Here is a 21,809-nt window from a genome sequence, read left to right as displayed (position 1 = left end):
GCCCGCGGCGCGCAGCACGCTGAAAGGGGGCCGGCTTTGCCGTCCGCCGACAGGATTTTCAATACTTTGCTAACCATAATTGCGGCGCGTCAGGACGACAGTCCCGTCAGCTTCAGGCTGAGCGCGCGCAGACGCCTGCGCGCATCGGCATCATAGGCCAGCGGATTGGCGCGGGCCTCGTTCATGCCGTTGAAGAACAGGCCGCTCTTGCCCGCAACATCGTCGCCTTCGACCAGGTGCAGGATCGCGCCGCCGCCTTGCTCCACCGTCGAGATCGGCGTGATGCCGCCGGCCCGCACCATCGTGGTGTTCATGTAGGTCGCCGGGTGCAGCGAATTGACGGTGACGCCGGCGCCTTTCAGTTCTTCGGCAAGATCGATCGTAAACATGATCTGCGACAGCTTGCTCTGCGCATAGGCCCGCGAACCGCTGTAGCCCTTGGTGATCATGACGTCGTCGAAATCGATCGGATGCTGTCCGAGCGAAGCGACATTGACGATGCGCGACGGAGCCGCGGCCTTGAGCAGCGGCAGCAACAGGTGCGCCAGCAGGAAGCCCGAGAGATAGTTCACGGCAAAGCGCAGCTCGTGACCGTCAGCGCTGACTTGCCGCTGCGGTCCGTCATTCTGCGAGCCGATGCCGGCATTGCTGACGAAGACATCGAGACGTTGGTGATCGCGGATGACGGCGTCGGCGAGCGCGCGCGTACCCGACATCGACGAGAGGTCGGCCCGATAGAAGGTCGGAGCGGCATGGCCGGCCTTCACGATCTCGTCGCTCAGCGCCTGCGCACGTGCCGGGTCGCGACCATGGATCAGGACTCTGGCGCCTTCTTCAGCCAGCCGGCGCGCGACGTAGCGGCCGACGCCGTCGGTCGAACCCGTGATCAGTACGGTCTTGCCGCTCATCTTCATCGGTGCACCCTCCGGCTGCGGCCCTGCGCCACATCCGCGGCGAGGGACGATGCAGTATTCTGTGGCCGTGCCGCCTGCCCTATCGCAGGAGCGATTTGCAATGTTGACGCTGTTCAGTCTTCTCACCGCGCTGCCGGCGGTGCTGGCGCTCCATCTGCTCGAGCCCGAGCTCGTCCTGCCGGCATTCAGCGTGCTGTTGTTTGCCGAGGCCGGCTGTGCCGTGATCGCAGCGCGATGGGCTCACGTCTCCGATGATGCCGATGACATCACCCTGTGGGATCTCGCCGGCGGCTTCACACTGATCGGATGCGCCGCCGCAGTCTTTGGCGAGCCCGATCAGGCCGCCCTGTTTTTCGCTGAACAAGGCGGCCCTCGGCCGGCATCGCGACCGTAGATCGTCCAGTCGCGCGTTAGTGGATCTCGGCCGAGCGCTTCAGCGCGGCCTTCAGCTTCTCCAGCGAGAAGTCGGGGCTGCGGGCGATCTCCAGGATCGGCGTCTCGCGGCGGCCGCAGAGCTCGGCGGCCTCGGGCAGCTTTGCGGCGATGTCGAGCGGGATCACGATGGCGCCGTGCTGGTCGGCGTGGATCAGGTCGTCCGACTTCACGGTCATGCCGGCGACGCGCACTTCGCCGCCAAAGCTCTCCGCGTGCACCCAGGCATGCGACGGGCCGATCGAGCCGGCCAACGCCTGGAAGCCCGGGGCCCATTGCGGGATGTCGCGGATCGAGCCGTCGGTGATGACGCCGAGGCAGCCGAGGGCCTTGTGCACGTTGCTCTGCACCTCGCCCCAGAATGCGCCGTAGCCGACATCGGGGCCGTCGATGTCCTGGATCACCGAGATGCGCGGACCATGACCGGTGCCGACATATTCGTAATAGTCGATGCGGCGCTTCGACTGCTCTTCGGCCGGCAGCGACGATTTCAGCACCGAGCGGATCGCAACCGTGCGGGCATAGCCGACGATCGGCGGCAGATCGGGGAACGGGCAGACCAGTTGCTTGGTGGTGTAGCCGATCAGCCGGCGCTCGGGCGCCACGATCTCCATGGCGTTGCAGATCGTCGGGGTGTCGTAGCGGCCCAGCGCTTCGAGGACGGAAGCGGGCAGCGGCCCGGTCGCTTTTTCAGTCACGGCGTTCTCTCCCAGATTGGCGGCTGATTGACGCGGTGCCGCCGGCACAGGGCGATATAGCCGAGATCGGGCCTCAACCCAACTCGGGCCGCCTTCATGGCAGATATCCGTTGGAAACGCTCAGTGCAGCCGTCCGGGCCGATCGTCCTCGTGCGGCGGCTCGGACAGGTTTGCCAGCGTCGGCGCCGAGGGCGGCGACGGGACCTCGCCACCACCCGACGATGCGGCGGCTTCCATCGCGCGCGCCTGGTCGCGGTAGGATTTGTAGCCGAGCGGCAGACCAAGCAGATACAGCACCGTGCCGATCGACAGCACGTGCCAGGGATAGGCGATCAGGATCGCGATGAAGACGACCACCGCGACGAAGGCCGGCAGCACCAGCTCGGGCGACACGCGCATGCGCTTGGTCTTGCCGGAGAACACCGGCAGGCGCGACACCATCAGGAACGCGATGAGCAATGTGTAGGCCGCCGTCACCGCCGCGGGCAGCCGGCCGAGGTCGAGGAACGCCAGATAGATCGGCAGCAGCACCGTGATCGCGCCGGCCGGCGCCGGCACGCCGGTAAAGAAATTGGCGGCGAAGGCGGGCTTGTTGGGATCGTCCATGGTGGCGTTGAAGCGCGCCAGACGCAGGCCGCCTGAGATCGCGAACACCATCGCGGCGATCCAGCCGGCATTGCCAAGCTCGTGCAGCTGCCAGAAATACAGCATCAGGCCGGGCGCGACGCCGAAATTGACGAAGTCGGCGAGGCTGTCGAGCTCGGCGCCGAATTTTGACTGGCCCTTGATCATGCGTGCGACGCGGCCATCGATGCCGTCGAGCGCGGCTGCGAACACGATGGCGTAGACCGCGAGCGTCATCCGCCCCTCGATCGACAGGCGGATCGAGGTCAGGCCGGCGCAGATCGCCAGCAGCGTGATGACGTTGGGCACCAGCATCCGCACCGGAATCGGGCGGAACCGCCGGCGGCGGACGTCAGGGTTTTTGAAGTCATAGGGCGTCATGGCTCGTCCTTACCTTAAGGCGAGATATAGCAAGCCCCGTTCCCCTCCGCCATTGCGGCGGAAGGCCTCCACGGACCGACTATTGGTTAATTGGCGCGGTAGGCGCGGCTCGGGTCGTCGCCGGCAAGGTCGGCCAAAATGGTCTCGCCGGCGATCGCGGTCTGGCCTTCCGACACCAGCGCCTTGGTGCCGGCAGGCAGATAGACGTCGAGCCGCGAGCCGAAGCGGATCAGGCCGAACCGCTCGCCGGCGCCGATCGCCTGGCCTTCCCTGACGAAGCAGACGATGCGCTTGGCGATCAGGCCCGCGATCTGGACCACGCCGATCCGCGCATTGGGCGTCGTGATCACGAGCGAGTTGCGCTCATTGTCCTCGCTCGCCTTGTCGAGCTCGGCATTGATGAACAGGCCGGGCCGGTAGGCGATGCGGTCCACCCTGCCCGCTACGGGAGCGCGGTTCACGTGGCAGTTGAACACGCTCATGAACACCGAAATGCGCGGCAGCGGCCGGTCGCCGAGCCCGAGCTCGGCCGGCGGCAGCGCCATGGTGATCATCGAGACGCGGCCGTCGGCCGGCGACACAACGAGGCCCTCGCGCACCGGCGTCACCCGCACGGGGTCGCGGAAGAACAGTGCGCACCACACGGTCAGGATCGTGCCGATCCACCCGAGCGGCGACCACAGCCACATCAGGAAAATGCTCACCGCCGCGAAGATGCCGATGAAGGGGTAGCCCTCCTTGTGGATCGGCGGGATCTGACGCTGAATCGAATCGAGAATGGACATCGCTATTTGCCGATCGGGGTTAATGGCACGGGTGGTCGCGCGGGCTTGTTTAGGCCAGAGTTGGGACCGGAGACAAGGTCACTCCGCCGCCGCAGGCGTCGTCAGGACGTCATCGACCGGCGGCGGCGCCCGGTTGGGCGCCTCGGTGCTGTCGGCCATCTTGGCCAGCTTCTCGCGCGCGGCCTCGGCCTCGCGCTGCCTGTTCCACATGCTGGCATAGAGGCCGCCCTGCCCGAGCAGCTTGGCGTGGGTGCCGCGCTCGGCGATCCGGCCCTGGTCCAGCACAATGATCTCGTCGGCCCCGACGATGGTCGAGAGCCGGTGCGCGATCACCAGCGAGGTGCGATTCTTCGCCACGCGGTCGAGCGCACCCTGGATCTCGTGCTCGGTGTGGGTGTCGAGCGCCGAGGTCGCCTCGTCCAGCACCAGGATCGGCGGCGCCTTGAGCACGGTGCGTGCGATCGCCACGCGCTGCTTCTCGCCGCCGGACAGCTTCAAGCCGCGCTCGCCGACCTGGGTCTCGTAACCCATCGGCGCCATGCGGATGAAATTGTCGATCTGCGCCAGTCGCGCCGCCTCTTCGACCTCGGCATCGCTGGCGTCCCAGCGGCCGTAGCGGATGTTGTAGCGGATGGTGTCGTTGAACAGCACGGTGTCCTGCGGCACCATGCCGATCGACGCGCGCAAGCTGGCCTGCGTGACCTCGCGGATGTCCTGGCCGTCGATCAGGATTTTGCCGCCGGAAATGTCGTAGAGACGGAACAGCAACCGCGAGATGGTCGACTTGCCGGCGCCGGACGGGCCGACGATCGCGACCGTCTTGCCGGCCGGCACCTCGAAGCTGATGCCCTTCAGGATCGGCCGCGTCGGCTCATAGGCAAAGCGCACGTCCTCGAAGCGCACGATGCCGGCGGAAATGACCAGCGGCTGCGCATCGGGCTCGTCCTTGATCTCGGCCTCGCGGCCCAGCACGCCGAACATCTTCTCGATGTCGATGATGGCCTGCTTGATCTCGCGATAGACCATGCCCATGAAATTCAGCGGCTGGTAGAGCTGGATCATCATGGCGTTGACCAGCACGAAATCGCCGACCGTGTTAGTGCCGTTGCGCACGCCGATCGCGCACATCAACATGGTCGCGGTCAGTCCCAGCGTGAAGATCACGGCCTGGCCGGTGTTGAGCACCGCGAGCGACGTATAGGCCTGGACGCTCGACTCCTCGTAGCGCGAAACCGAGCGGTCATAGCGTTGCGCCTCGCGCGCCTCGGCGCTGAAATATTTCACGGTCTCGTAGTTGAGCAGCGAGTCGATCGCCTTGGTGTTCGCCTCGGTGTCGGAATCGTTCATCTTGCGGCGGATGCCGATCCGCCACTCCGTCGCGATGTAGGTGTAGTACATGTAGACCGCGACCGTGATCAGCGTCGCCACGACGTAACGCCAGTCGAACTGCCACAGCAGCACGGCGAGCAGCAGCGAGACCTCGACGATGGTCGGGATCAGCTGCAGGATCACCATGCGCACGATGACCTCGATGCCCTCGCGGCCGCGCTCGAGCACGCGCGTCAGGCCGCCGGTCTTGCGTTCGAGGTGGAAGCGCAGCGACAGCTCGTGCATGTGGATGAAGGTGATGGTGGCAAGCTTGCGCACCGCATGCATGGCGACACGCGCGAACAGGCCGTCGCGCCATTGCGTCAGCACCGCCATCAGGATCCGCGTCGCGCCGTAACTGGCGGTCAGCAGCAGGGGCGAGGCGATCACCCAAAGGTGCCAATTGTCGGCCTGCACCGGCGCGGTGTTCGCCCCGGTCAGCGCGTCGGTCGCCCATTTGAAGCTGAACGGCACCGTCAGCGTGATCAGCTTGGCCGCGAGCAGCAGCACCATCGACCAGACCACGCGCATTTTCAGGTCGAAACGGTCGCCCGGCCAGATATAGGGCCACAGATGCGCCAGCGTGCCCATCAGGGTGGCCCGCTCGAGCCGCCCCCCTGAGGGATCGGACACGTCGGGGACGTCTGGCGAATGAGGTGGACTCATCAAGAAACCTGGAGGCCCGCCGGATGCGGGCACGCTGCGATTAACTGTTTTCGCCCGTCATATAGAAGCTTCCGGAGGCGAGTGCACCCCGCCAGATGGCGAATCTTTGATTGTTTGTCGCCATTTACCGGTAGATTTCCGGGTAGTCCGAATCACCTGAAGGGCTTGACGCCCCTTCGCTGCAATGCATCATGGCACCAATGAGCACGATCAAAACCGTCTGTGTCTATTGCGGCTCCGGCCCCGGAACCAATCCCCGCTTCACCGAAGGCGCAAAAGCGTTCGGCAAGGCGCTCGCCGAGAACAACATCCGCCTGGTCTATGGCGGCGGCTCGCTCGGCCTGATGGGCTCGGTCGCAACCTCCGTGCTGGATCATGGCGGCAGCGTCACCGGCATCATCCCCGAATTCCTGCGCAAGCGCGAGAACGCCCTCACCCGCGTGCAGGAGATGATCGTCACCCCCGACATGCACGAGCGCAAGCGGCTGATGTTCGAACGCTCGGACGCCTTCGTGGCGCTGCCGGGCGGCGTCGGCACGCTGGAGGAGCTGGTCGAGCAGCTGACCTGGAAACAACTGGGCCGTCACGCCAAGCCGGTGCTGCTCGCCAATATCGACAATTTCTGGGAGCCGCTGTTCTCGCTGCTGTCGCACATGCGCCAGACCGAGTTCATCCGCGCCGGCCTCTCGGTCGACATCCTCAAGGCCGATCGCGTCGAGGACATCCTGCCGAAGCTGAAGGCGGCCGTGGCACAGCTCGCCGAGTCGGAAAAGCAGCTCGCTCCGGAAGTGGCGCGCAAGCTCTGACGGTCGGTTCTTTCGATCCGGCCGCGGGCTCCGTCACCTCTCCCGCTTGCGGGAGAGGTCGCCGCGTAGCGGCGGGTGAGGGTTCTCTCCTCATTGGGAATCTCTCTGCGGAAATACCCTCTCCCCAGCCCTCTCCCGCAAGCGGGAGAGGGAGCGCACCTCCGTGGTGGCGACATTAGCCTACTCAATGTCACGCTCTATTCGCTCGGGAACGTCACCGCCTCGATCCGGTTGCCGTCGGGATCGGTGACGAAGGCTGCGTAATAGCGCACGCGATCATGCGGGCGCAGGCCCGGCGCGCCGTCGGAGGCGCCGCCGGTCGCAAGCGCGGCGGCGTGAAACGCATCGACCTCCGCCGTCGTCTTCGCCCGCAGGCAGATATGCACGCCGCTCGAAGGGGCCACCGGCAGCATGCCCTCGCGCAGATTGATCCAGAATTCCGGATAGGCCTTGCCGAAACCGACGGTGCGCGGCCGCGTGACGAGGCGCGTGAGGCCGAGGGTCAAGAGCGTGGCTTCATAGAATTTTGCGGAGCGATCGAGATCGCTGACGCCGACAGAGATGTGGTCGATCATGGGTCGCGCTCCCCTCTCTCAACGTCATTGCGAGCGAAGCGAAGCAATCCAGAAATGCATCCGCGGAAACAGTCTGGATTGCTTCGTCGCTTCGCTTCTCGCAATGACGGCGTTTGTGGCACCGCCGCCGTCCTACATCACCGTCTCTTACGCCGGCGCGCCCGATTTCACGAGCTTGTAGATCACCGAATCCATCAGCGCCTGGAACGAGGCGTCGATGATGTTCGGGGACACGCCGACCGTGGTCCAGCGGTCGCCGTTCTCGTCCTCGCTCTCGATCAGCACGCGCGTCACCGCGCCGGTGCCGCCGTTGAGGATACGCACGCGGTAATCGATCAGCGTGAGCCCCTCGATGTATTTCTGGTACTTGCCGAGGTCCTTGCGCAAGGCGACGTCGAGCGCGTTGACGGGACCGTTGCCTTCGGCCGCCGAGATCAGATGCTCGCCGGCAACGTCGACCTTGACCACCGCGAGCGCCACGGTGACGCGTTCGCCGTGCGAATTGTAGCGCTGCTCGACATTGACGTCGAACTGCTCGACCTCGAAATAATGCGGCACCTTGCCGAGCGTGCGGCGTGCCAGCAGATCGAACGACGCGTCGGCGGACTCATAGGCATAGCCCTGTGCCTCTCGCTGCTTCAATTCCTCCACCAGCCGCGTCAGTTTCGGATCGCTTTTCTCATAGGCGATGCCGGCGCGGTCGAGCTCGGCGATGACATTGGAGCGGCCGGCCTGGTCGGACACCAGCACCTTGCGGTGATTGCCGACCAGCTCCGGCAGCACGTGCTCATAGGTCTGCGGATCCTTCAGCACGGCGGAGGCATGGATGCCGGTCTTGGTGACGAAGGCGCTCTCGCCGACATAGGCCGCATGCCGGTTCGGCACGCGGTTGAGCATGTCGTCGAGCGTGCGCGACACCTTGACGAGCGTCGCGAGCTTCTCAGGCGTCACGCCGATCTCGAAGGCGTCGGAAAACTGCTTCTTCAATTTCAGCGTCGGGATCAGCGAGCAGAGATTGGCATTGCCGCAGCGCTCGCCAAGGCCGTTCAGCGTGCCCTGGATCTGCCGCGCACCGGCGCGCACGGCGGCGAGCGAGTTCGCCACCGCCTGCTCGGTGTCGTTATGGGCGTGGATGCCGACGTGATCGCCGGGGATGTGTTTTGTGACTTCGGTGACGATGGCCTCGATCTCATCGGGCATGGTGCCGCCATTGGTGTCGCACAGCACCACCCAGCGCGCGCCGGCGTCATAGGCAGCTTTCGCACAGGCGAGCGCGAAGCCGGCATCTTCCTTGTAGCCGTCGAAGAAATGCTCGCAGTCGAGCATGACCTCGCGGCCGGCCGCCTTCGCCGCCGCGACGCTGTCGCGGATCGAGGCGAGGTTTTCGTCCTTGGTCGTCTCCAGCGCGACGCGCACCTGATAGGCCGAGGACTTCGCCACGAAGCAGATCGCATCGGCCTTGGCTTCGAGCAACCCGGCGACGCCGGGATCGTTGGAAACCGAGCGACCGGCCCGGCGCGTCATGCCGAAGGCGGTGAAGCGCGCATGCGAAAACTTCGGCCTGGTACCGAAAAACTCGGTGTCGGTCGGATTGGCGCCGGGATAGCCGCCCTCGACATAGTCGATGCCGAGATCGTCGAGCATCGCTGCGATGATCTGCTTGTCGGTCAGGGTGAAATCGACCCCATTGGTCTGCGCGCCGTCGCGCAGCGTGGTGTCGAACAGATAAAGGCGCTCCTTGCTCATTGCGGTGCTCCGAGCGTCTTCTTCATGGTGGTGTTGGCGAGCCACTCGTCGTTGATCGTGATGCTGTTGCGCTGCATGGCGACATAGCCGCGCTTGGCGAAGAAATTCTGCGCGGTGTCGCTGGCATCGACCGACAGGCTGGTCGCGCCGCGGCCGCCGGCCAGCTTCTCCAACGCATCCACCAGCAGCGTCGCAATGCCCTGCCCGCTGACGGCCGGATGCACATAGAGCATGCGGATGTGATCGGCGCCGCGCAGCGAGGCGAAGCCGACGGGCGAGCCTTCCAGCGTCGCGATCAGCGTCAAATCGGCCGCGAGCCGCTTGCCGAACTCCTCGGTTTCCGCCGCCTCCATCCAGGCCTGCTGTTGCGCTTCGTTATAGTCCTCGCCGGTCAGCTCCTCGATGCTGGCGGTGAAGATCGCGGCGAGCAACGGCACGTCATCAGGCAGGAAGGGCCGCAAGCCGGGCTTTGGCAAGGTCTGTCCCATCGTCGTCACCACATCCCATAGAGTTTCAGCACGATCGCCAAGGCGGCCCCGAGCAGCAGGATCTTCAGCGCGATGTAATAGAGCCAGTGCCGCGGGAACGGCGTGTCGGGCCGCTTCATCGCGAGAACTCCCATGTCGTTCCTTCCTTGGAGTCCTTGATCGCGACGCCCATCGCGGCAAGCAGGTCTCGGATGCGGTCGGATTCCTTGAAATCCTTGCGCGCACGCGCGGCCGTCCGTTCCGCGAGGAGGCGTTCGACCTCCTTGGCATCGACGCCGCTCGCCTGCTGCTTGCGGCCTTCCCACTGCGCCGCGCTCTCGGACAGGAATCCAAGCAGCCGCAATGACCCCGCCAGCGCGGCCACATCGCTGTTGCGCAGGCTATGCAGCGCCGCTATCGCCAGCGACGTATTGAGGTCGTCGAGCAGCGGCTCGACCACGGACGCAGCCGGCTCCCCCGGTGTAACGTCGGCCGCGACGCGATACCAGTCGTCAAGCGTCTTGGCGCTCTCCTCCAGCGACTTCATGGTCCAGTCGATCGGCGAGCGATAATGCGTCTTGAGCATGTTCAGGCGCAGCACCTCGCCCGGCCAGTCCGCGAGCAGCTCGCGAATGGTCACGAAGTTGCCGAGCGACTTCGACATCTTCTCGCTCTCGACCTGCAGGAAGCCGTTGTGCATCCAGTAGTTCGCCATCCGCTCCCGGTGGAACGCGCAGCAGGTCTGCGCGACCTCGTTCTCGTGATGCGGAAACACGAGATCGATGCCGCCGCCATGGATGTCGAAGTGCTCGCCGAGATGCTTCCAGGCCATGGCCGAGCACTCGATGTGCCAGCCCGGGCGTCCCTGCGCAGCGATCCCCGCCGGCGACGGCCATGACGGCTCGCCCGGCTTGGACGGCTTCCACAGCACGAAGTCGGTGTTGTCCTTCTTGTAGGGCGCGACGTCGACGCGGGCACCCGCGATCATTTCGTCGAGCGAACGATTGGACAACGCGCCGTAGCGCGGCAGCGAGGAGTTGGCCGCGTTCATCGCCTGCGGCGAGAACAGCACGTGGTCCTCGGCGGCATAGGCAAACCCGCCGGCGATCAGCTTCTCGATGATCTCGCGCATCTCGCCGATATGCTCGGTGGCGCGCGGCTCCACGCTCGGCCTCAGCGCGCCGAGCGCATCGACGTCGGCGTGAAACTGCTGTCCGGTCTGTTCGGTGACCTTGCGTATCGCCTCGTTCAGCGGCAGGCCGGGGAAGTCGCGCGCGGCGCGGTCGTTGATCTTGTCGTCGACGTCGGTGATGTTGCGGACGTATTTCACGTGCGCCTCGCCATAGAGATGGCGCAGCAGCCGAAACAGCACGTCGAACACGATCACCGGCCGCGCATTGCCGATATGGGCGAAGTCATAGACCGTCGGTCCGCAGACATACATGCGGACGTTGTCTGGATCGAGCGGCACGAACGGCCGCTTCTCCTTGGTCAGCGTATCGTAAAGGCGTAATTCCATATGGATACCCGTCGGCTGTTGGCCGGGCGTCCAGTGCTCTCAATGGTTTTGAGAAAAGACGGCTCCAGCCAGCGAATCGCTAGCTCGTAATCTCGCAAATGGTGCAAATGGCGAGGAGACCGTTCATGCGGGAACATATGGGCCACCAGAGGCCCTGACGTCAAGGGAGCCGCGAAAAAGCCGTCTTCCGTCCGCACAGCGCCACCGCCCGCCATAGCGGTTCCATTATCCTTAACCTTTTGAGCCCATTCTGGAACTGGCGGTTCCTTCTATTTGCCCCCCGGTGATTTCATGCGATCTCTGCTCGCGCTCATTGCCAGCGCCTCCATCCTTGCGGCATCCAGCGCTTTCGCCGAGACCCGCGTCTTCATCATCCCAAACCAGGCGGACGGCTACGGCGTCGATCACTGCCTGGCCAAGGGCGACAAATGCGGCGCACAGGTCGCGCGCACCTACTGCCAGTCACGCGATTTTGCCCAGGCATCCAGCTATCGCCGGGTCGATCCCGACGAAATTACCGGCTCTGTCCCCAAAACCGGCGCAAACTGCTCCCATGGCCATTGCGACGAATATGTCGCAATCACCTGCCAGCGCTGAATTCCTTCGGAGCTGGCAGACCTTAGGACCAGTCTTCGGCCCTTGAAACGACGTGACGATGCCGCAGGAAGCGGCTATTGGAGGGCGCGCTTCGGCCCCCCAATGTCACTTGGGCCGTGACCTCGCTAGAATGGCGGATATGCCTGAATTTTTGTCTCTCTCCCGTGCTCGCTTCCTCCTTGCCTGCACCGTGCTCCTCGGCATGGTCGTGCTCACTGGCTCCGCTTTCGCGCAGGCCGGCCCGCCCGGCCCGCCGCCGCAGCCCGGCCAGAACGGGCTCGGGCCGAACCCGATGTGCTCGCGGCTGGAAGGCCAGCTCGCAGCGCTCGATCGCGGCGGCGGCGGTGACCCCGCGCGCGAAGACCAGATCCGCCGCTACCAGGATTCCCAGGCCAAGCAGCAGGCCGAGCTCGACCGCGTCACCATGCAGGCCAAGCGCATGGGCTGCGATTCCTCGGGCTTCTTCTCGCTGTTCAACGGCCAGCAGGCGCAATGCGGTCCGGTCAACACCCAGATCCAGCAGATGCGCGCCAATCTGGACCAGATCACTGGCAATCTCGAACGCCTGCGCGGCGGTGCCGGCGGCTTCAGCCCCGAGCGCGACAACCAGCGCCGCTCGGTGCTGGCGGCGCTCGCGCAAAACAATTGCGGCCCGCAATACGCCAACGCCGCGCAGTCGCAAGGCGGCAACTTCCTGACCAATCTGTTCGGCGGCAACAACCCGAACAATCTGCAAGGCGTGCCGCCCTCCGATCTCGGGCCGCAATCGGGCACCTACCGCACCGTGTGCGTGCGTACCTGCGACGGCGCCTATTTCCCGGTCTCGTTTGCGACCGTCCCGGCGCGCTTCCCCGACGACGAGAAGACCTGCAAGGCGCTGTGCCCGGCCGCGGAAGCCGTGCTCTACACCCATCGCAATCCCGGCGAGGACATGAACTCCGCGGTCTCCACCAGCGGCCAGCCCTACACGGCGCTGCCGACCGCGTTCAAATTCCGCAGCGAGTTCAACCCGTCCTGCTCCTGCAAGGCCGCGGGCCAGACCTGGGCCGACGCGCTGAAATCGGCCGACGACAAGGCCGCCGCCGAGCAGCAGGGCGACATCATCGTCACCGAAGAGAGCGCCAAGAAGATGCAGCAGCAGCGGCTCACCAAGGGCACGCCTGCGACGACGGCAAAGAAGGGTGCGGCTCCGGCGCCGACGACGGCCAGCGCACCGGCCGCGACGCCGCCGGCGGATACCGGCACGGCTGCGACGAGCTCGGAGAACAAGCCGATCCGTTCGGTCGGCCCGACGTTCCTGCCGCAGCAGCAGAAGTAACCCTCGCTGCGACGAGATAAGCGTGTATCGGCTCTAGCCCCTTCTCCCCTTGCGGGAGAAGGTGGCGCGAAGCGCCGGATGAGGGGTTCTATCCGCATGCACATGAGTACGCGGATAGAACCCCTCACCCAAGCGAGTTCGTTTCGACGGCGGTGCTGCCCTCTCCCGCAAGGGGCGAGGGCACAATAACGACCATCTGGCGCGCGGGGAGAGCACGCGCCGCCCCTACCCCTCGAACGCGTCGATCGACGCCCGGCTGCCGCGCGAGACCAGCGTCTCGTCATGCGCCGGCAACGGCTCTCCCTTGTCGCGAAACCGGTTGGTGATGGGATAGCGACGGTCGCGGCCAAAATTCCTGGCCGTCACCTTCACGCCGGGCGCGGCCTGGCGGCGCTTGTATTCGGCGACATTGAGCAGATGGTCGATGCGGGTGACCGTCTCGCGGTCGAAGCCGGCGGCGATGATCGCATCGAGCGGCTCCTCGCGCTCGACCAGTCGTTCGAGGATGGCGTCGAGCACCTCGTAAGGCGGCAGCGAATCCTGGTCGGTCTGGTTCTCGCGCAGCTCTGCCGTCGGCGGACGCGTGATGATATCGGGCGGTATCACCTCGCCCGCCGGCCCGAGCGCGCCCTCCGGCTTCCAGCTGTTGCGCAAGCTTGCCAATCGGAATACCTGCGTCTTGTAGATGTCCTTGATCGGATTGAAGCCGCCGTTCATGTCGCCATAGAGCGTGGCGTAGCCGACCGACATTTCCGACTTGTTGCCCGTCGTCACCACCATCAGGCCGGTCTTGTTGGAGATCGCCATCAGCAGCGTGCCGCGGGTGCGGGCCTGGAGATTTTCCTCGGTGATATCGGGCGGCAGGTTCTTGAAGATGCCTTCGAGGATGGTCTCGAACCCGTTCACGGCTTCGGCGATCGGCAGCACCTCGTAGCGGATGCCGAGATGGCCGGCGAGTTCGCCGGCGTCCGCGATCGAGTGTGCGGCGGTGTAGCGATAAGGCAGCATCACGCCATGGACCTGGTCGGCGCCGAGCGCATCGACGGCGATCGCCGCGCACAGCGCGGAATCGATGCCACCGGAGATGCCGAGCAGCACGCCGGGAAAGCCGTTCTTGGCGACATAGTCGCGCAGGCCCAGCACGCAGGCCGCGTAGTCGGCCTTGTCGCCTTCGACAAGCTCCGCGATCGGCCCGGTGCAGCGCCAGTCGTCACCGTTGCGCGTGAAGCGCAGCGTGGTGACGCTCTCCGCGAACGCCGGCAATTGCGCCGCGAGCGAGAGATCGCCGTTGAGCACGAAGGAGGCGCCGTCGAATACCAGCTCGTCCTGACCGCACACCTGATTGAGATAGACCAGCGGCAAGCCGCTCTCGGTGACGCGCGCCACCGCGACCGACAGGCGCACGTCGTTCTTGTCGCGGGCGTAGGGCGAGCCGTTCGGCACCAGAATGATCTCGGCGCCGGTCTCGGCCAGCGTCTCGACCACGTTCTCGTAGTCGTCGGACTCTTCCAGCCAGATATCCTCGCAGATCGGCACGCCGATGCGCACGCCGCGCACGGTGACGGGCCCGGCTGCGGGCCCGCGCGAAAACAGCCGCTTCTCGTCGAACACGCCGTAATTGGGCAGATTGCATTTGAAGCGCAAGCCGGCGATGCGGCCGCCGTCGAGCAGCGCGCAGGCATTATAGAGCTTGCCCTCCTCGATCCAGGGCGTGCCGACCAGCATGGCCGGGCCGCCATCGGCGGTCTCGCGCGCCAGGCTTTCGATCGCGGCGCGGCAGGCGGCCTGGAAGGCCGGCTTCTGCACCAGATCTTCCGGCGGGTAGCCGGCGATGAACAGTTCCGGAAACAGCACGAGATCGGCGCCGTCGGCGATCGCCTGCACGCGCGCCGCCCGCGCCTTCGCGGCGTTGCCCTCGATGTCGCCCATGACCGGATTGAGCTGGGCGAGCGTGACCGAGAATGTGTTGAGACGTTCGGTCATGGCCGCCTCGTCCAGCTAGAGAAACCCCAATCGCTCGACGATGGCGATGATCCAGAACGCACCGGCCATCAGCAGCGCAACGCCGACCGCGGCCGAGCCCATGTCCTTGACCCGCCCGATCTGCTTGTCGTGATCCAAGGTCAGACGGTCGGCGAGCTTCTCGATCGCGGTGTTGAGGAGCTCGACCGTCAGCACGAACGCAACCGAACACACCAGCTCGACCGCACGCATCGCGGTCGCACCGACGAACCAGGCCAGCGGCACCGCCAGCAGGAGCGCAAAAACCTCCTCGCGGACGGCCTGCTCCGAACGGAACGCAAAGGCCAGACCGTTGCGGGAATTGATCGTGGCCTTCCAGATCCGCAGCAAGGTCTTAGAGCCCCGCTGCGGCCGGCATCGGCCTGGCCTTGCCGGCGCGCTCCTGCTTCAGCAGCTCGGCGACCAGGAAAGCCATGTCGATGGACTGCTCGGCATTGAGGCGGGGATCGCAGACCGTGTGGTAGCGGTCGTTGAGGTCCTCGTCCGTGATCGCGCGGGCGCCGCCGAGACATTCGGTGACGTCCTGCCCGGTCATCTCCAGATGCACGCCGCCGGCATGGGTGCCTTCGGCCGCGTGGATCGCGAAGAACGACTTCACCTCGGACAGGATGCGGTCGAACGGGCGCGTCTTGTAGCCCGACGTCGAGGTGATGGTGTTGCCGTGCATGGGATCGCACGACCAGACCACCACCTTGCCCTCGCGCTTCACGGCGCGGACCATGTTCGGCAGGTGCTCGCCGACCTTGTCGGAGCCGAAGCGGCCGATCAGCGTCAGCCGGCCCGGCTCGTTGTCGGGGTTGAGCACGTCGATCAGCTTCAGGAGTTCATCGGTCTTGAGCGACGGGCCGCACTTCAGGCCGATCGGGTTCTTGATGCCGCGGAAATATTCGATGTGGCCGTGGTCGAGCTGGCGGGTGCGGTCGCCGATCCAGATCATGTGGCCCGAGGTGGCGTACCAGTCGCCGGTCGTGGAATCGACACGGGTCATGGCCTGCTCGTAGCCGAGCAGCAGCGCCTCGTGGCTGGTGTAGAAATCGGTCGAGCGCAGCTCCGGATGGGCCTCGAGATCGAGGCCGCAGGCGCGCATGAAATTGAGTGCGTCCGAGATGCGGTCGGCCAATTCCTTGTAGCGGCGGGACTGCGGTGAATCCTTGAGGAAGCCGAGCATCCATTGATGCACGCTGCCGAGATTGGCGTAGCCGCCGGTGGCGAAGGCGCGCAGCAGGTTCAGCGTCGCGGCCGACTGGCGATAGGCCATCAGCTGGCGCTGCGGATCCGGCACGCGCGCTTCCTTGGTAAAGGCGATGTCGTTGACGATGTCGCCGCGATAGCTCGGCAGCTCGACACCATCAATCTTCTCGGTCGGCGACGAGCGCGGCTTGGCAAACTGCCCGGCGACGCGGCCGACCTTCACCACGGGGACGGCGCCCGCATAGGTCAGCACCACCGCCATCTGGAGCAGCACGCGGAAGAAGTCGCGAATGTTGTTGGCGCCGTGCTCGGCAAAGCTTTCGGCACAGTCGCCGCCCTGAAGCAGGAAGGCCTCGCCGGCCGCAACCCGCCCCAGCGCCTTCTTCAGATTGCGTGCCTCGCCCGCGAACACCAGCGGCGGAAAGCTCGCAAGCTGCGCCTCGACGTCGGCAAGCGCCTTGGCGTCGGGATAATCGGGCACCTGGAGCACCGGCTTGCTGCGCCAGGACTCGGGCGTCCACCGCTCGGACATCGCAATCTCTCCGTGAAGCAAAAAGCACAACCTGATCTAGGGGTTGCGAGGGCCGCCTTATACACAGGCCGGCAAAGGACCGCCAGTTGTAAATCCATTTCGCACTGCAAACCCTTGCAGGAAAAGCAAAATTCGCATTTGCTTGGGAAGGGTTGAGGAAACTGGCAGGACCTGGGCTGCCCATGGATGCGCCGCGCGACGACGTTTTCATCGACGAGATCAGCTTCCCGGCGACCGACGGGTATGCGCTGAGCGGCACCCTGTTCCTGCCGCGCGGGGCCAAGCGCCACGCCGTCCTGATCAATTCGGCCACCGCCGTCCCACGCAAAATCTACCGCGGCTTTGCCTCCTATCTCGCCCATCGCGGCTGCGCGGTGCTCACTTACGACTATCGCGGCATCGGCGACTCCCGCCTGCCGGCGATGGTCGGCTACAACCAGCCGAAATCGCTGGTCGGCTTCAAGGCCTCGATGTCGGACTGGGCCGCGCTCGACGTCACCGCTGCGGTGAGCTGGATGCGCGAGCGCTACACCACCCTGCCCCTTGCCTATGTCGGCCATTCCTTCGGCGGCCAGGCGCTCGGGCTGATCGCCAACAACACCGACATCGCGCGCGCCGCCTTCGTCGCCTCGCAGGCCGCGACCTGGCGACTGATGACCTCGCCGGAAAAATACCGCGTGTTCGCTTTCATGAATTTCGTCGGCGTGCCGCTGGTCCACGCGCTCGGTTACGCCCCGGGCTGGGCCGGCATCGGCGAGGACCTGCCCAAGGGCGTGTTCCTGCAATGGGCCGAGTGGGTCTCGAGCCCGCGCTATCTGTTCGATTCAAAACTGCCGGCGCTGGACAATTTTGCAAAGTTCAGAGGCGAGCTGCGCGCGCTGTGCTTCTCCGACGATCCCTGGGCGACCCGCCCCGCGGTCGAACTGCTCGCGAGCGGATTCACCGCGATCAAGCCTGAGGTGTTGACGGTGAAGCCGTCCGAAATCGGCGCCAAGGGAATAGGCCATTTCGGCTTCTTCCGCCCCGAGCACCGCGACACGCTGTGGCGCGGCGTCGCGGAATGGATTCAGGGGGAGTGAGGCGTCAGCGGATAATCGTCGTCAAAGACGAGTAGCGCCTGTTCGGCTTGGCCTCACCCGGCGCGAACTGCGCAAAGGCTTCGCTGACGCGCACCGCCGGCGGCGTATCGCTCGCGAACCGAAACTCCTTCGGCCGCGGCGCGTAGAAGCTGGCGCTGTAATAGGCGTCGTCGAAGCGTGCGTCGCCGACGCCGAACAATGCGTCGCAGACGAACAGGAGCGCGTAGACTCCCGCGACCGCTGCGACGATCTCCCTGAGAATTGACATGCCGATAGCCCCACCCTTTTGCAGGCAGGATGCAGGTCGGTTCCAAAACTCTGGTTTAAGACGGCGCGCTTCTTGTCCGCAGGGTTTGCCGCCGGTGAGCGGAATGCAGACAATTTTATCGATCGCGAAAAGAGAGCCCGCCTGAACATGCGATCAGGCGGGCTCCAGGCTTGGCCGCTCGGGAGGTATCAGACGGCCAGGTTCATCCACACCGCCTTGGGCTCGGTGAAATTGTCGAGCGCGGCGGTGCCGTGCTCGCGACCGAGGCCGGAGTCGCGCTCGCCGCCCCAGGGCAGGCGCACGTCGGTGTAACCATAGGTGTTCATCCAGACCGTGCCGGCGCGCGCCCGCTTGGCAAAACGCTGGAGCTTGCCGATGTCACGGCTCCAGACCCCAGCGGCGAGGCTGTAGGCCGTGCCGTTGGCGATCCGTAATGCGTCGGCTTCGTCCTTGAACTTGATGACGCTGACGACGGGGCCGAAGATTTCCTCCTGCGAGATCCGCATCTCGTGCGCGACGCCTGCGAACACCGCGGGGCTGATGAAATAACCGCGATCGCCAACCTTCTCGCCGCCGGTGACGAGGCTCGCCCCTTCCTGCCGGCCGATGTCGACATAATCGAGGATCGACTTCATCTGCTTCTCGGAGATGACAGGGCCGAGCGCCGTCTTGCGATCGAGCGGATCGCCAATTCTGATCGACTTCGCGCGCGCCGCCAGACGTTCGACGACCTCGTCATACGCCTTCTCCTGCACCAGCACGCGGGAGCCGGCCGAGCAGACTTGGCCGGCGTTGAAGAAGATGCCGGAAGCCGCAGCCTTGCTTGCTGCTTCGAGATCGGCATCGTCGAAGATGACGTTGGCCGACTTGCCGCCGAGCTCCAGCGAGACGCGCTTGAAGTTGCTCGCCGCGCCCTTCATGATTCCACGGCCCACGCCCGGCGATCCGGTGAAGGTGACCTTGTCGACGTCAGGGTGATTGACCAGCGCGTCGCCGACGATGCGGCCCGGCCCCGTGACGACGTTGAAGACGCCCGCCGGCAGGCCTGCCTCCAGCGCGAGTTCGGCGATGCGCAGCGCCGACAGCGAGGTCAGCTCGGCCGGCTTCATCACGATGGTGCAGCCGCAGGCCAGCGCCGGCGCCAGCTTCCACATGCCGATCATCAGCGGGAAATTCCACGGCACGATCGCCGCGACCACGCCGACCGGCTCGCGCACGGTGTAGGTCAGGGCATCGTCGCGCACCGGCACGACATCGCCGCTGATCTTGTCGGCCCAGCCGGCGTAATAGATCAGTGTGTCGACGGCGGCCGGAAAGTCCTGGCGCGTCGTCGCCGAGATCGGCTTGCCGGCATCGATCGACTCGAGCTCGATGATTTCTTCGGCGTGAGCTTTGAGCAGGTCCGCCCAGCGCAGCAGGATCTGGCCGCGCTCGGAGGCGCGCATCGTGCGCCACGGACCCTCGAACGCCCGGCGCGCGGCGGCCACGGCGTGCGCGACATCGGCCTCGTTGCCCTCGGCGATGGTGGCGATGACCTGCCCGGTGGCGGGATTGAGGGATTTGAAGGTGCGGCCGGAGCTTGCAGGGACGCGGCGGCCGTCGATGAGCAGATGCTGCGGCCGGGCCATGAACTCGGTGGCCGGCGAATGCGCAAAGTCATATGCAACTGACATCATATTTCCTCCTGTTCTGGTATACCAGACTAGGCGCCTGTTACGCGGAGTAAATATGATATGGTGTGCCGATGGGCGCCTATTATATGAAGTACACTTCATAAGGATGATCGATGCTTCAGATCGAGATCGAGGCCGTCTGGCGGTTTCGCCGCGACGGCAATCCGCGCACCGCCGTCATCATGCTCGGCGTCCTCAACGAAATCCGGAAGACCGGGAAGATCACGAGCGCGGCCGCCGACGCGCACCTGTCCTACCGGCACGTCTGGAATCTGATCGAGCAATGGTCGGAGTTCTTCGGCACCCCCCTCGTCGAGACCCAGCGCGGCAAGGGCTCGAAGCTGACGCCGTTCGGCGAGCGGCTGGTGTGGGCGGGCGAGCGCATGCAGGCGCGGCTCGGGCCACAGCTGGAAAACCTGGCGCAGGAGCTGGCGAGCGAGATCAAGCCGTTCCTCGAACAACGGCCCTCCGTGATCCGCGTCCATGCCAGCCACGGCTTTGCGGTGGCAAAGCTGCGCGAATTCCTCGACCGCGAGCCCGGCATCGGCGTCGATCTGCGCTATGTCAGCAACCAGAATTCGCTGGTGTCACTGGCGCAAGGCGCCTGCGATCTCTCCGGGCTGCATCTGCCGCACGGCGCATTGCGCGCGCAAGGCATCAAGGCGGCGCGCGAATGGCTCGATCCGCGCGAGGACCGCATCATCAGCTTCGTCACCCGCGAGATGGGGCTGATGGTCGCGCACGGCAATCCGCTGCGGATCGCCTCTCTGAGTGACCTCACCAATCCAAAAGTCCGCTTCGTCAACCGCGATCATGATTCCGGCACGCGCCTGCTGTTCGACCAGTTGCTCGCGGCAAGCGGCATCGATGAAAGCAGGATCAACGGTGCGCAGCAGATCGAGTTCACCCACGCCGCCGTCGCGGCCTATGTCGCGAGCGGCATGGCCGATGCGAGCTTTGGCGTCGAGGCGGCCGCCCGCCATTTCGGCCTCGACTTCATCCGCCTCCTCACCGAGGATTATTTCTTCGTCTGCAAGCGCGCCTTCCTCGATACCGGGCCGATGCAGCGCATCCTCGAAATCATCCGCAGCGCCGATTTTCGCGCGGCCGTCGCCACCCTGCCCGGCTACGTGCCGTCGGATACGGGCAGCGTGACCGGCGTGAAGGCGTTTCTGGAGATGCACGCCGTGCGATGATGAATGACGACTCGCTCACCTTGTCGGTCGCGGGCAAGAGTGGCAATCTCGCCGGCGAACAGAGCAAGAGACCCCGTCATGTCGCGCGCGAGCGCCAAATCGCTTCCCCAGCTCAGCCTTCGCATCGACCTCGACGGCGAGGATCGGATCGGGCCCGGCAAGATCGAGCTTCTGGAGCAGATTCGCGAGCAAGGGTCGATTTCGGCGGCCGGCCGCGCCATGGACATGTCCTACAAGCGCGCCTGGGATCTCGTGGACGAGATCAACCGCATCTGCGGACATCCCGTGGTCGAGCCGCAAGCCGGCGGCAAGAACGGCGGCGGCGCGCTGCTCACGCCATTCGGTGAGAAACTCGTTGCGCGCTACCGCAAGATCGAGCGCGACGCCGCGCGCGCGGTGCACAAGGAGCTGGAAGCGCTCAGGAGCGACATCGCCCGTTCGCGGAAATCGTGAGCGGCGCGCGCGTGGACGAGCCCCTGGTCATTCGAGCCGCGGCGCCCTCGGACCTGCCGCAGCTTCTCGCGCTCTACCGGCACCTCGATCCCCAGGACGAAAATCCGTCGCTCGACCTCGCTGCAGAGCGTCTCGCGCGGTTGCACAATCTTCGCGTAAGCGCGGTCCTGATCGGGCTCTCCGAAAATTCCGTCGTTGCATCCTGCACGCTGGTCGTGATTCCCAATCTGACGCGTGCCGGCCGCCCCTATGGCCTGATCGAGAACGTCGTCACGAACGCCGCATTCAGGGGCTGCGGCTACGGCAAGCAGATGCTGGAGGCGGCCGTCGCCGCCGCGTGGCAGGCCGATTGCTACAAGGTCATGCTGATGACGGGCTCGAAGAAGCCGTCGACCCTGGCCTTCTACGCCTCGGCGGGATTCGAGCAGAGCAAGACCGGCTTTCAGATCCGGCGGCTGCCGCCGAGGTCAGAGACAGCCGACTAACACCGCCACTGAAA

22 protein-coding genes are annotated in these 21,809 nt (G+C 65.4%); 8 read left to right on the top strand and 14 right to left on the bottom strand.

The features are described from left to right. Positions 1 to 89 precede the first annotated feature (89 nt). Positions 90 to 914, bottom strand: a complete 825-nt coding sequence (locus tag PMI42_RS26065; RefSeq protein WP_008139639.1) for an SDR family NAD(P)-dependent oxidoreductase — start codon at positions 912 to 914, stop codon at positions 90 to 92. Between the two features lie 100 nt (positions 915 to 1,014). Here PMI42_RS26065 and PMI42_RS26060 point away from each other — a divergent pair, with 100 nt between their 5' ends. Then, positions 1,015 to 1,308: a hypothetical protein gene (locus PMI42_RS26060; RefSeq protein WP_008139638.1), complete on the top strand. Its 294-nt coding sequence runs from the start codon at positions 1,015 to 1,017 to the stop codon at positions 1,306 to 1,308. A 16-nt stretch (positions 1,309 to 1,324) separates the two neighbouring features. On the opposite strand, the gene PMI42_RS26055 is transcribed toward PMI42_RS26060, so the two are convergent. The 4 genes from PMI42_RS26055 to PMI42_RS26040 form a co-directional block, all read right to left on the bottom strand. After that, positions 1,325 to 2,044 carry an RraA family protein gene (locus PMI42_RS26055; protein WP_008139637.1) on the bottom strand — a complete coding sequence of 240 codons (720 nt, stop codon included), beginning with the start codon at positions 2,042 to 2,044 and terminating at the stop codon, positions 1,325 to 1,327. Between the two features lie 120 nt (positions 2,045 to 2,164). Further along, positions 2,165 to 3,049, bottom strand: a complete 885-nt coding sequence (locus tag PMI42_RS26050) for a CDP-alcohol phosphatidyltransferase family protein (RefSeq protein WP_008139636.1) — start codon at positions 3,047 to 3,049, stop codon at positions 2,165 to 2,167. A gap of 86 nt (positions 3,050 to 3,135) precedes the next feature. Continuing rightward, positions 3,136 to 3,840, bottom strand: a complete 705-nt coding sequence (locus PMI42_RS26045) for a phosphatidylserine decarboxylase (RefSeq protein WP_283805804.1) — start codon at positions 3,838 to 3,840, stop codon at positions 3,136 to 3,138. 72 nt (positions 3,841 to 3,912) lie between these two features. Next, on the bottom strand, positions 3,913 to 5,868 hold the full coding sequence (locus tag PMI42_RS26040) for an ABCB family ABC transporter ATP-binding protein/permease (RefSeq protein ID WP_008139634.1): 1,956 nt from the start codon (positions 5,866 to 5,868) through the stop codon (positions 3,913 to 3,915). Between the two features lie 200 nt (positions 5,869 to 6,068). Between PMI42_RS26040 and PMI42_RS26035 the strand changes: the two genes are divergently transcribed. After that, entirely contained in the window at positions 6,069 to 6,674 is a 606-nt protein-coding gene (locus PMI42_RS26035; RefSeq protein WP_008139633.1) for an LOG family protein, read from the top strand. 197 nt (positions 6,675 to 6,871) lie between these two features. Here the strand turns inward: PMI42_RS26035 and PMI42_RS26030 are convergent, their stop codons facing one another. The 4 genes from PMI42_RS26030 to cysS form a co-directional block, all read right to left on the bottom strand. After that, complete coding sequence (locus PMI42_RS26030) at positions 6,872 to 7,249, bottom strand: VOC family protein (RefSeq protein ID WP_008139632.1); 378 nt, start codon at positions 7,247 to 7,249, stop codon at positions 6,872 to 6,874. Positions 7,250 to 7,396: 147 nt separating this feature from the next. Next, positions 7,397 to 8,995: a citramalate synthase gene (gene cimA, locus PMI42_RS26025; RefSeq protein WP_008139631.1), complete on the bottom strand. Its 1,599-nt coding sequence runs from the start codon at positions 8,993 to 8,995 to the stop codon at positions 7,397 to 7,399. Beyond that, a complete protein-coding gene (locus tag PMI42_RS26020) occupies positions 8,992 to 9,483 on the bottom strand; it encodes a GNAT family N-acetyltransferase (RefSeq protein ID WP_008139630.1) in 492 nt (163 codons plus the stop codon). The genes cimA and PMI42_RS26020 overlap by 4 nt, the downstream gene beginning before the upstream one ends. A gap of 115 nt (positions 9,484 to 9,598) precedes the next feature. After that, complete coding sequence (gene cysS / locus PMI42_RS26015; RefSeq protein ID WP_008139628.1) at positions 9,599 to 10,981, bottom strand: cysteine--tRNA ligase; 1,383 nt, start codon at positions 10,979 to 10,981, stop codon at positions 9,599 to 9,601. A gap of 291 nt (positions 10,982 to 11,272) precedes the next feature. On the opposite strand from cysS, the gene PMI42_RS26010 reads away from it, so the two are divergent. Together PMI42_RS26010 and PMI42_RS26005 are read left to right on the top strand one after the other, a co-directional pair. Further along, positions 11,273 to 11,578, top strand: a complete 306-nt coding sequence (locus tag PMI42_RS26010; protein ID WP_008139627.1) for a hypothetical protein — start codon at positions 11,273 to 11,275, stop codon at positions 11,576 to 11,578. A 130-nt stretch (positions 11,579 to 11,708) separates the two neighbouring features. Then, positions 11,709 to 12,896, top strand: coding sequence for a DUF2865 domain-containing protein (locus tag PMI42_RS26005; RefSeq protein WP_008139626.1), 1,188 nt, complete (start codon positions 11,709 to 11,711; stop codon positions 12,894 to 12,896). Positions 12,897 to 13,121: 225 nt separating this feature from the next. On the opposite strand, the gene PMI42_RS26000 is transcribed toward PMI42_RS26005, so the two are convergent. The 3 genes from PMI42_RS26000 to PMI42_RS25990 are packed head-to-tail and all read right to left on the bottom strand — an operon-like array spanning position 13,122 to position 16,641. Then, positions 13,122 to 14,879: an NAD+ synthase gene (locus PMI42_RS26000; protein ID WP_008139625.1), complete on the bottom strand. Its 1,758-nt coding sequence runs from the start codon at positions 14,877 to 14,879 to the stop codon at positions 13,122 to 13,124. 15 nt (positions 14,880 to 14,894) lie between these two features. Further along, entirely contained in the window at positions 14,895 to 15,248 is a 354-nt protein-coding gene (locus PMI42_RS25995; RefSeq protein WP_008139624.1) for a diacylglycerol kinase, read from the bottom strand. Between the two features lie 4 nt (positions 15,249 to 15,252). After that, entirely contained in the window at positions 15,253 to 16,641 is a 1,389-nt protein-coding gene (locus tag PMI42_RS25990) for a class II 3-deoxy-7-phosphoheptulonate synthase (RefSeq protein ID WP_008139623.1), read from the bottom strand. A 182-nt stretch (positions 16,642 to 16,823) separates the two neighbouring features. On the opposite strand from PMI42_RS25990, the gene PMI42_RS25985 reads away from it, so the two are divergent. Then, entirely contained in the window at positions 16,824 to 17,720 is an 897-nt protein-coding gene (locus PMI42_RS25985) for an alpha/beta hydrolase family protein (protein ID WP_008139622.1), read from the top strand. Positions 17,721 to 17,724: 4 nt separating this feature from the next. Here PMI42_RS25985 and PMI42_RS25980 read toward each other — a convergent pair whose 3' ends face one another. Together PMI42_RS25980 and PMI42_RS25975 are read right to left on the bottom strand one after the other, a co-directional pair. Then, positions 17,725 to 17,988, bottom strand: coding sequence for a hypothetical protein (locus tag PMI42_RS25980; protein ID WP_008139621.1), 264 nt, complete (start codon positions 17,986 to 17,988; stop codon positions 17,725 to 17,727). 188 nt (positions 17,989 to 18,176) lie between these two features. Then, positions 18,177 to 19,661: an aldehyde dehydrogenase family protein gene (locus PMI42_RS25975; protein ID WP_008139620.1), complete on the bottom strand. Its 1,485-nt coding sequence runs from the start codon at positions 19,659 to 19,661 to the stop codon at positions 18,177 to 18,179. 113 nt (positions 19,662 to 19,774) lie between these two features. On the opposite strand from PMI42_RS25975, the gene PMI42_RS25970 reads away from it, so the two are divergent. The 3 genes from PMI42_RS25970 to PMI42_RS25960 all read left to right on the top strand — a co-directional run bounded on the left by PMI42_RS25970 (position 19,775) and on the right by PMI42_RS25960 (position 21,795). Further along, a complete protein-coding gene (locus PMI42_RS25970) occupies positions 19,775 to 20,857 on the top strand; it encodes a substrate-binding domain-containing protein (protein ID WP_008139618.1) in 1,083 nt (360 codons plus the stop codon). Between the two features lie 78 nt (positions 20,858 to 20,935). Then, a complete protein-coding gene (locus tag PMI42_RS25965; protein ID WP_008139616.1) occupies positions 20,936 to 21,310 on the top strand; it encodes a winged helix-turn-helix domain-containing protein in 375 nt (124 codons plus the stop codon). Positions 21,311 to 21,321: 11 nt separating this feature from the next. Next, positions 21,322 to 21,795: a GNAT family N-acetyltransferase gene (locus tag PMI42_RS25960; RefSeq protein ID WP_008139615.1), complete on the top strand. Its 474-nt coding sequence runs from the start codon at positions 21,322 to 21,324 to the stop codon at positions 21,793 to 21,795. The last annotated feature ends 14 nt before the right edge of the window (positions 21,796 to 21,809 follow it).

Origin of the sequence: Bradyrhizobium sp. YR681 (assembly GCF_000282615.1) — a bacterium.
Lineage (GTDB): Bacteria > Pseudomonadota > Alphaproteobacteria > Rhizobiales > Xanthobacteraceae > Bradyrhizobium.
The sequence above is the reverse complement of the archived record's forward strand: the minus strand, read 5'-3'. Positions and strand labels throughout refer to the sequence as shown.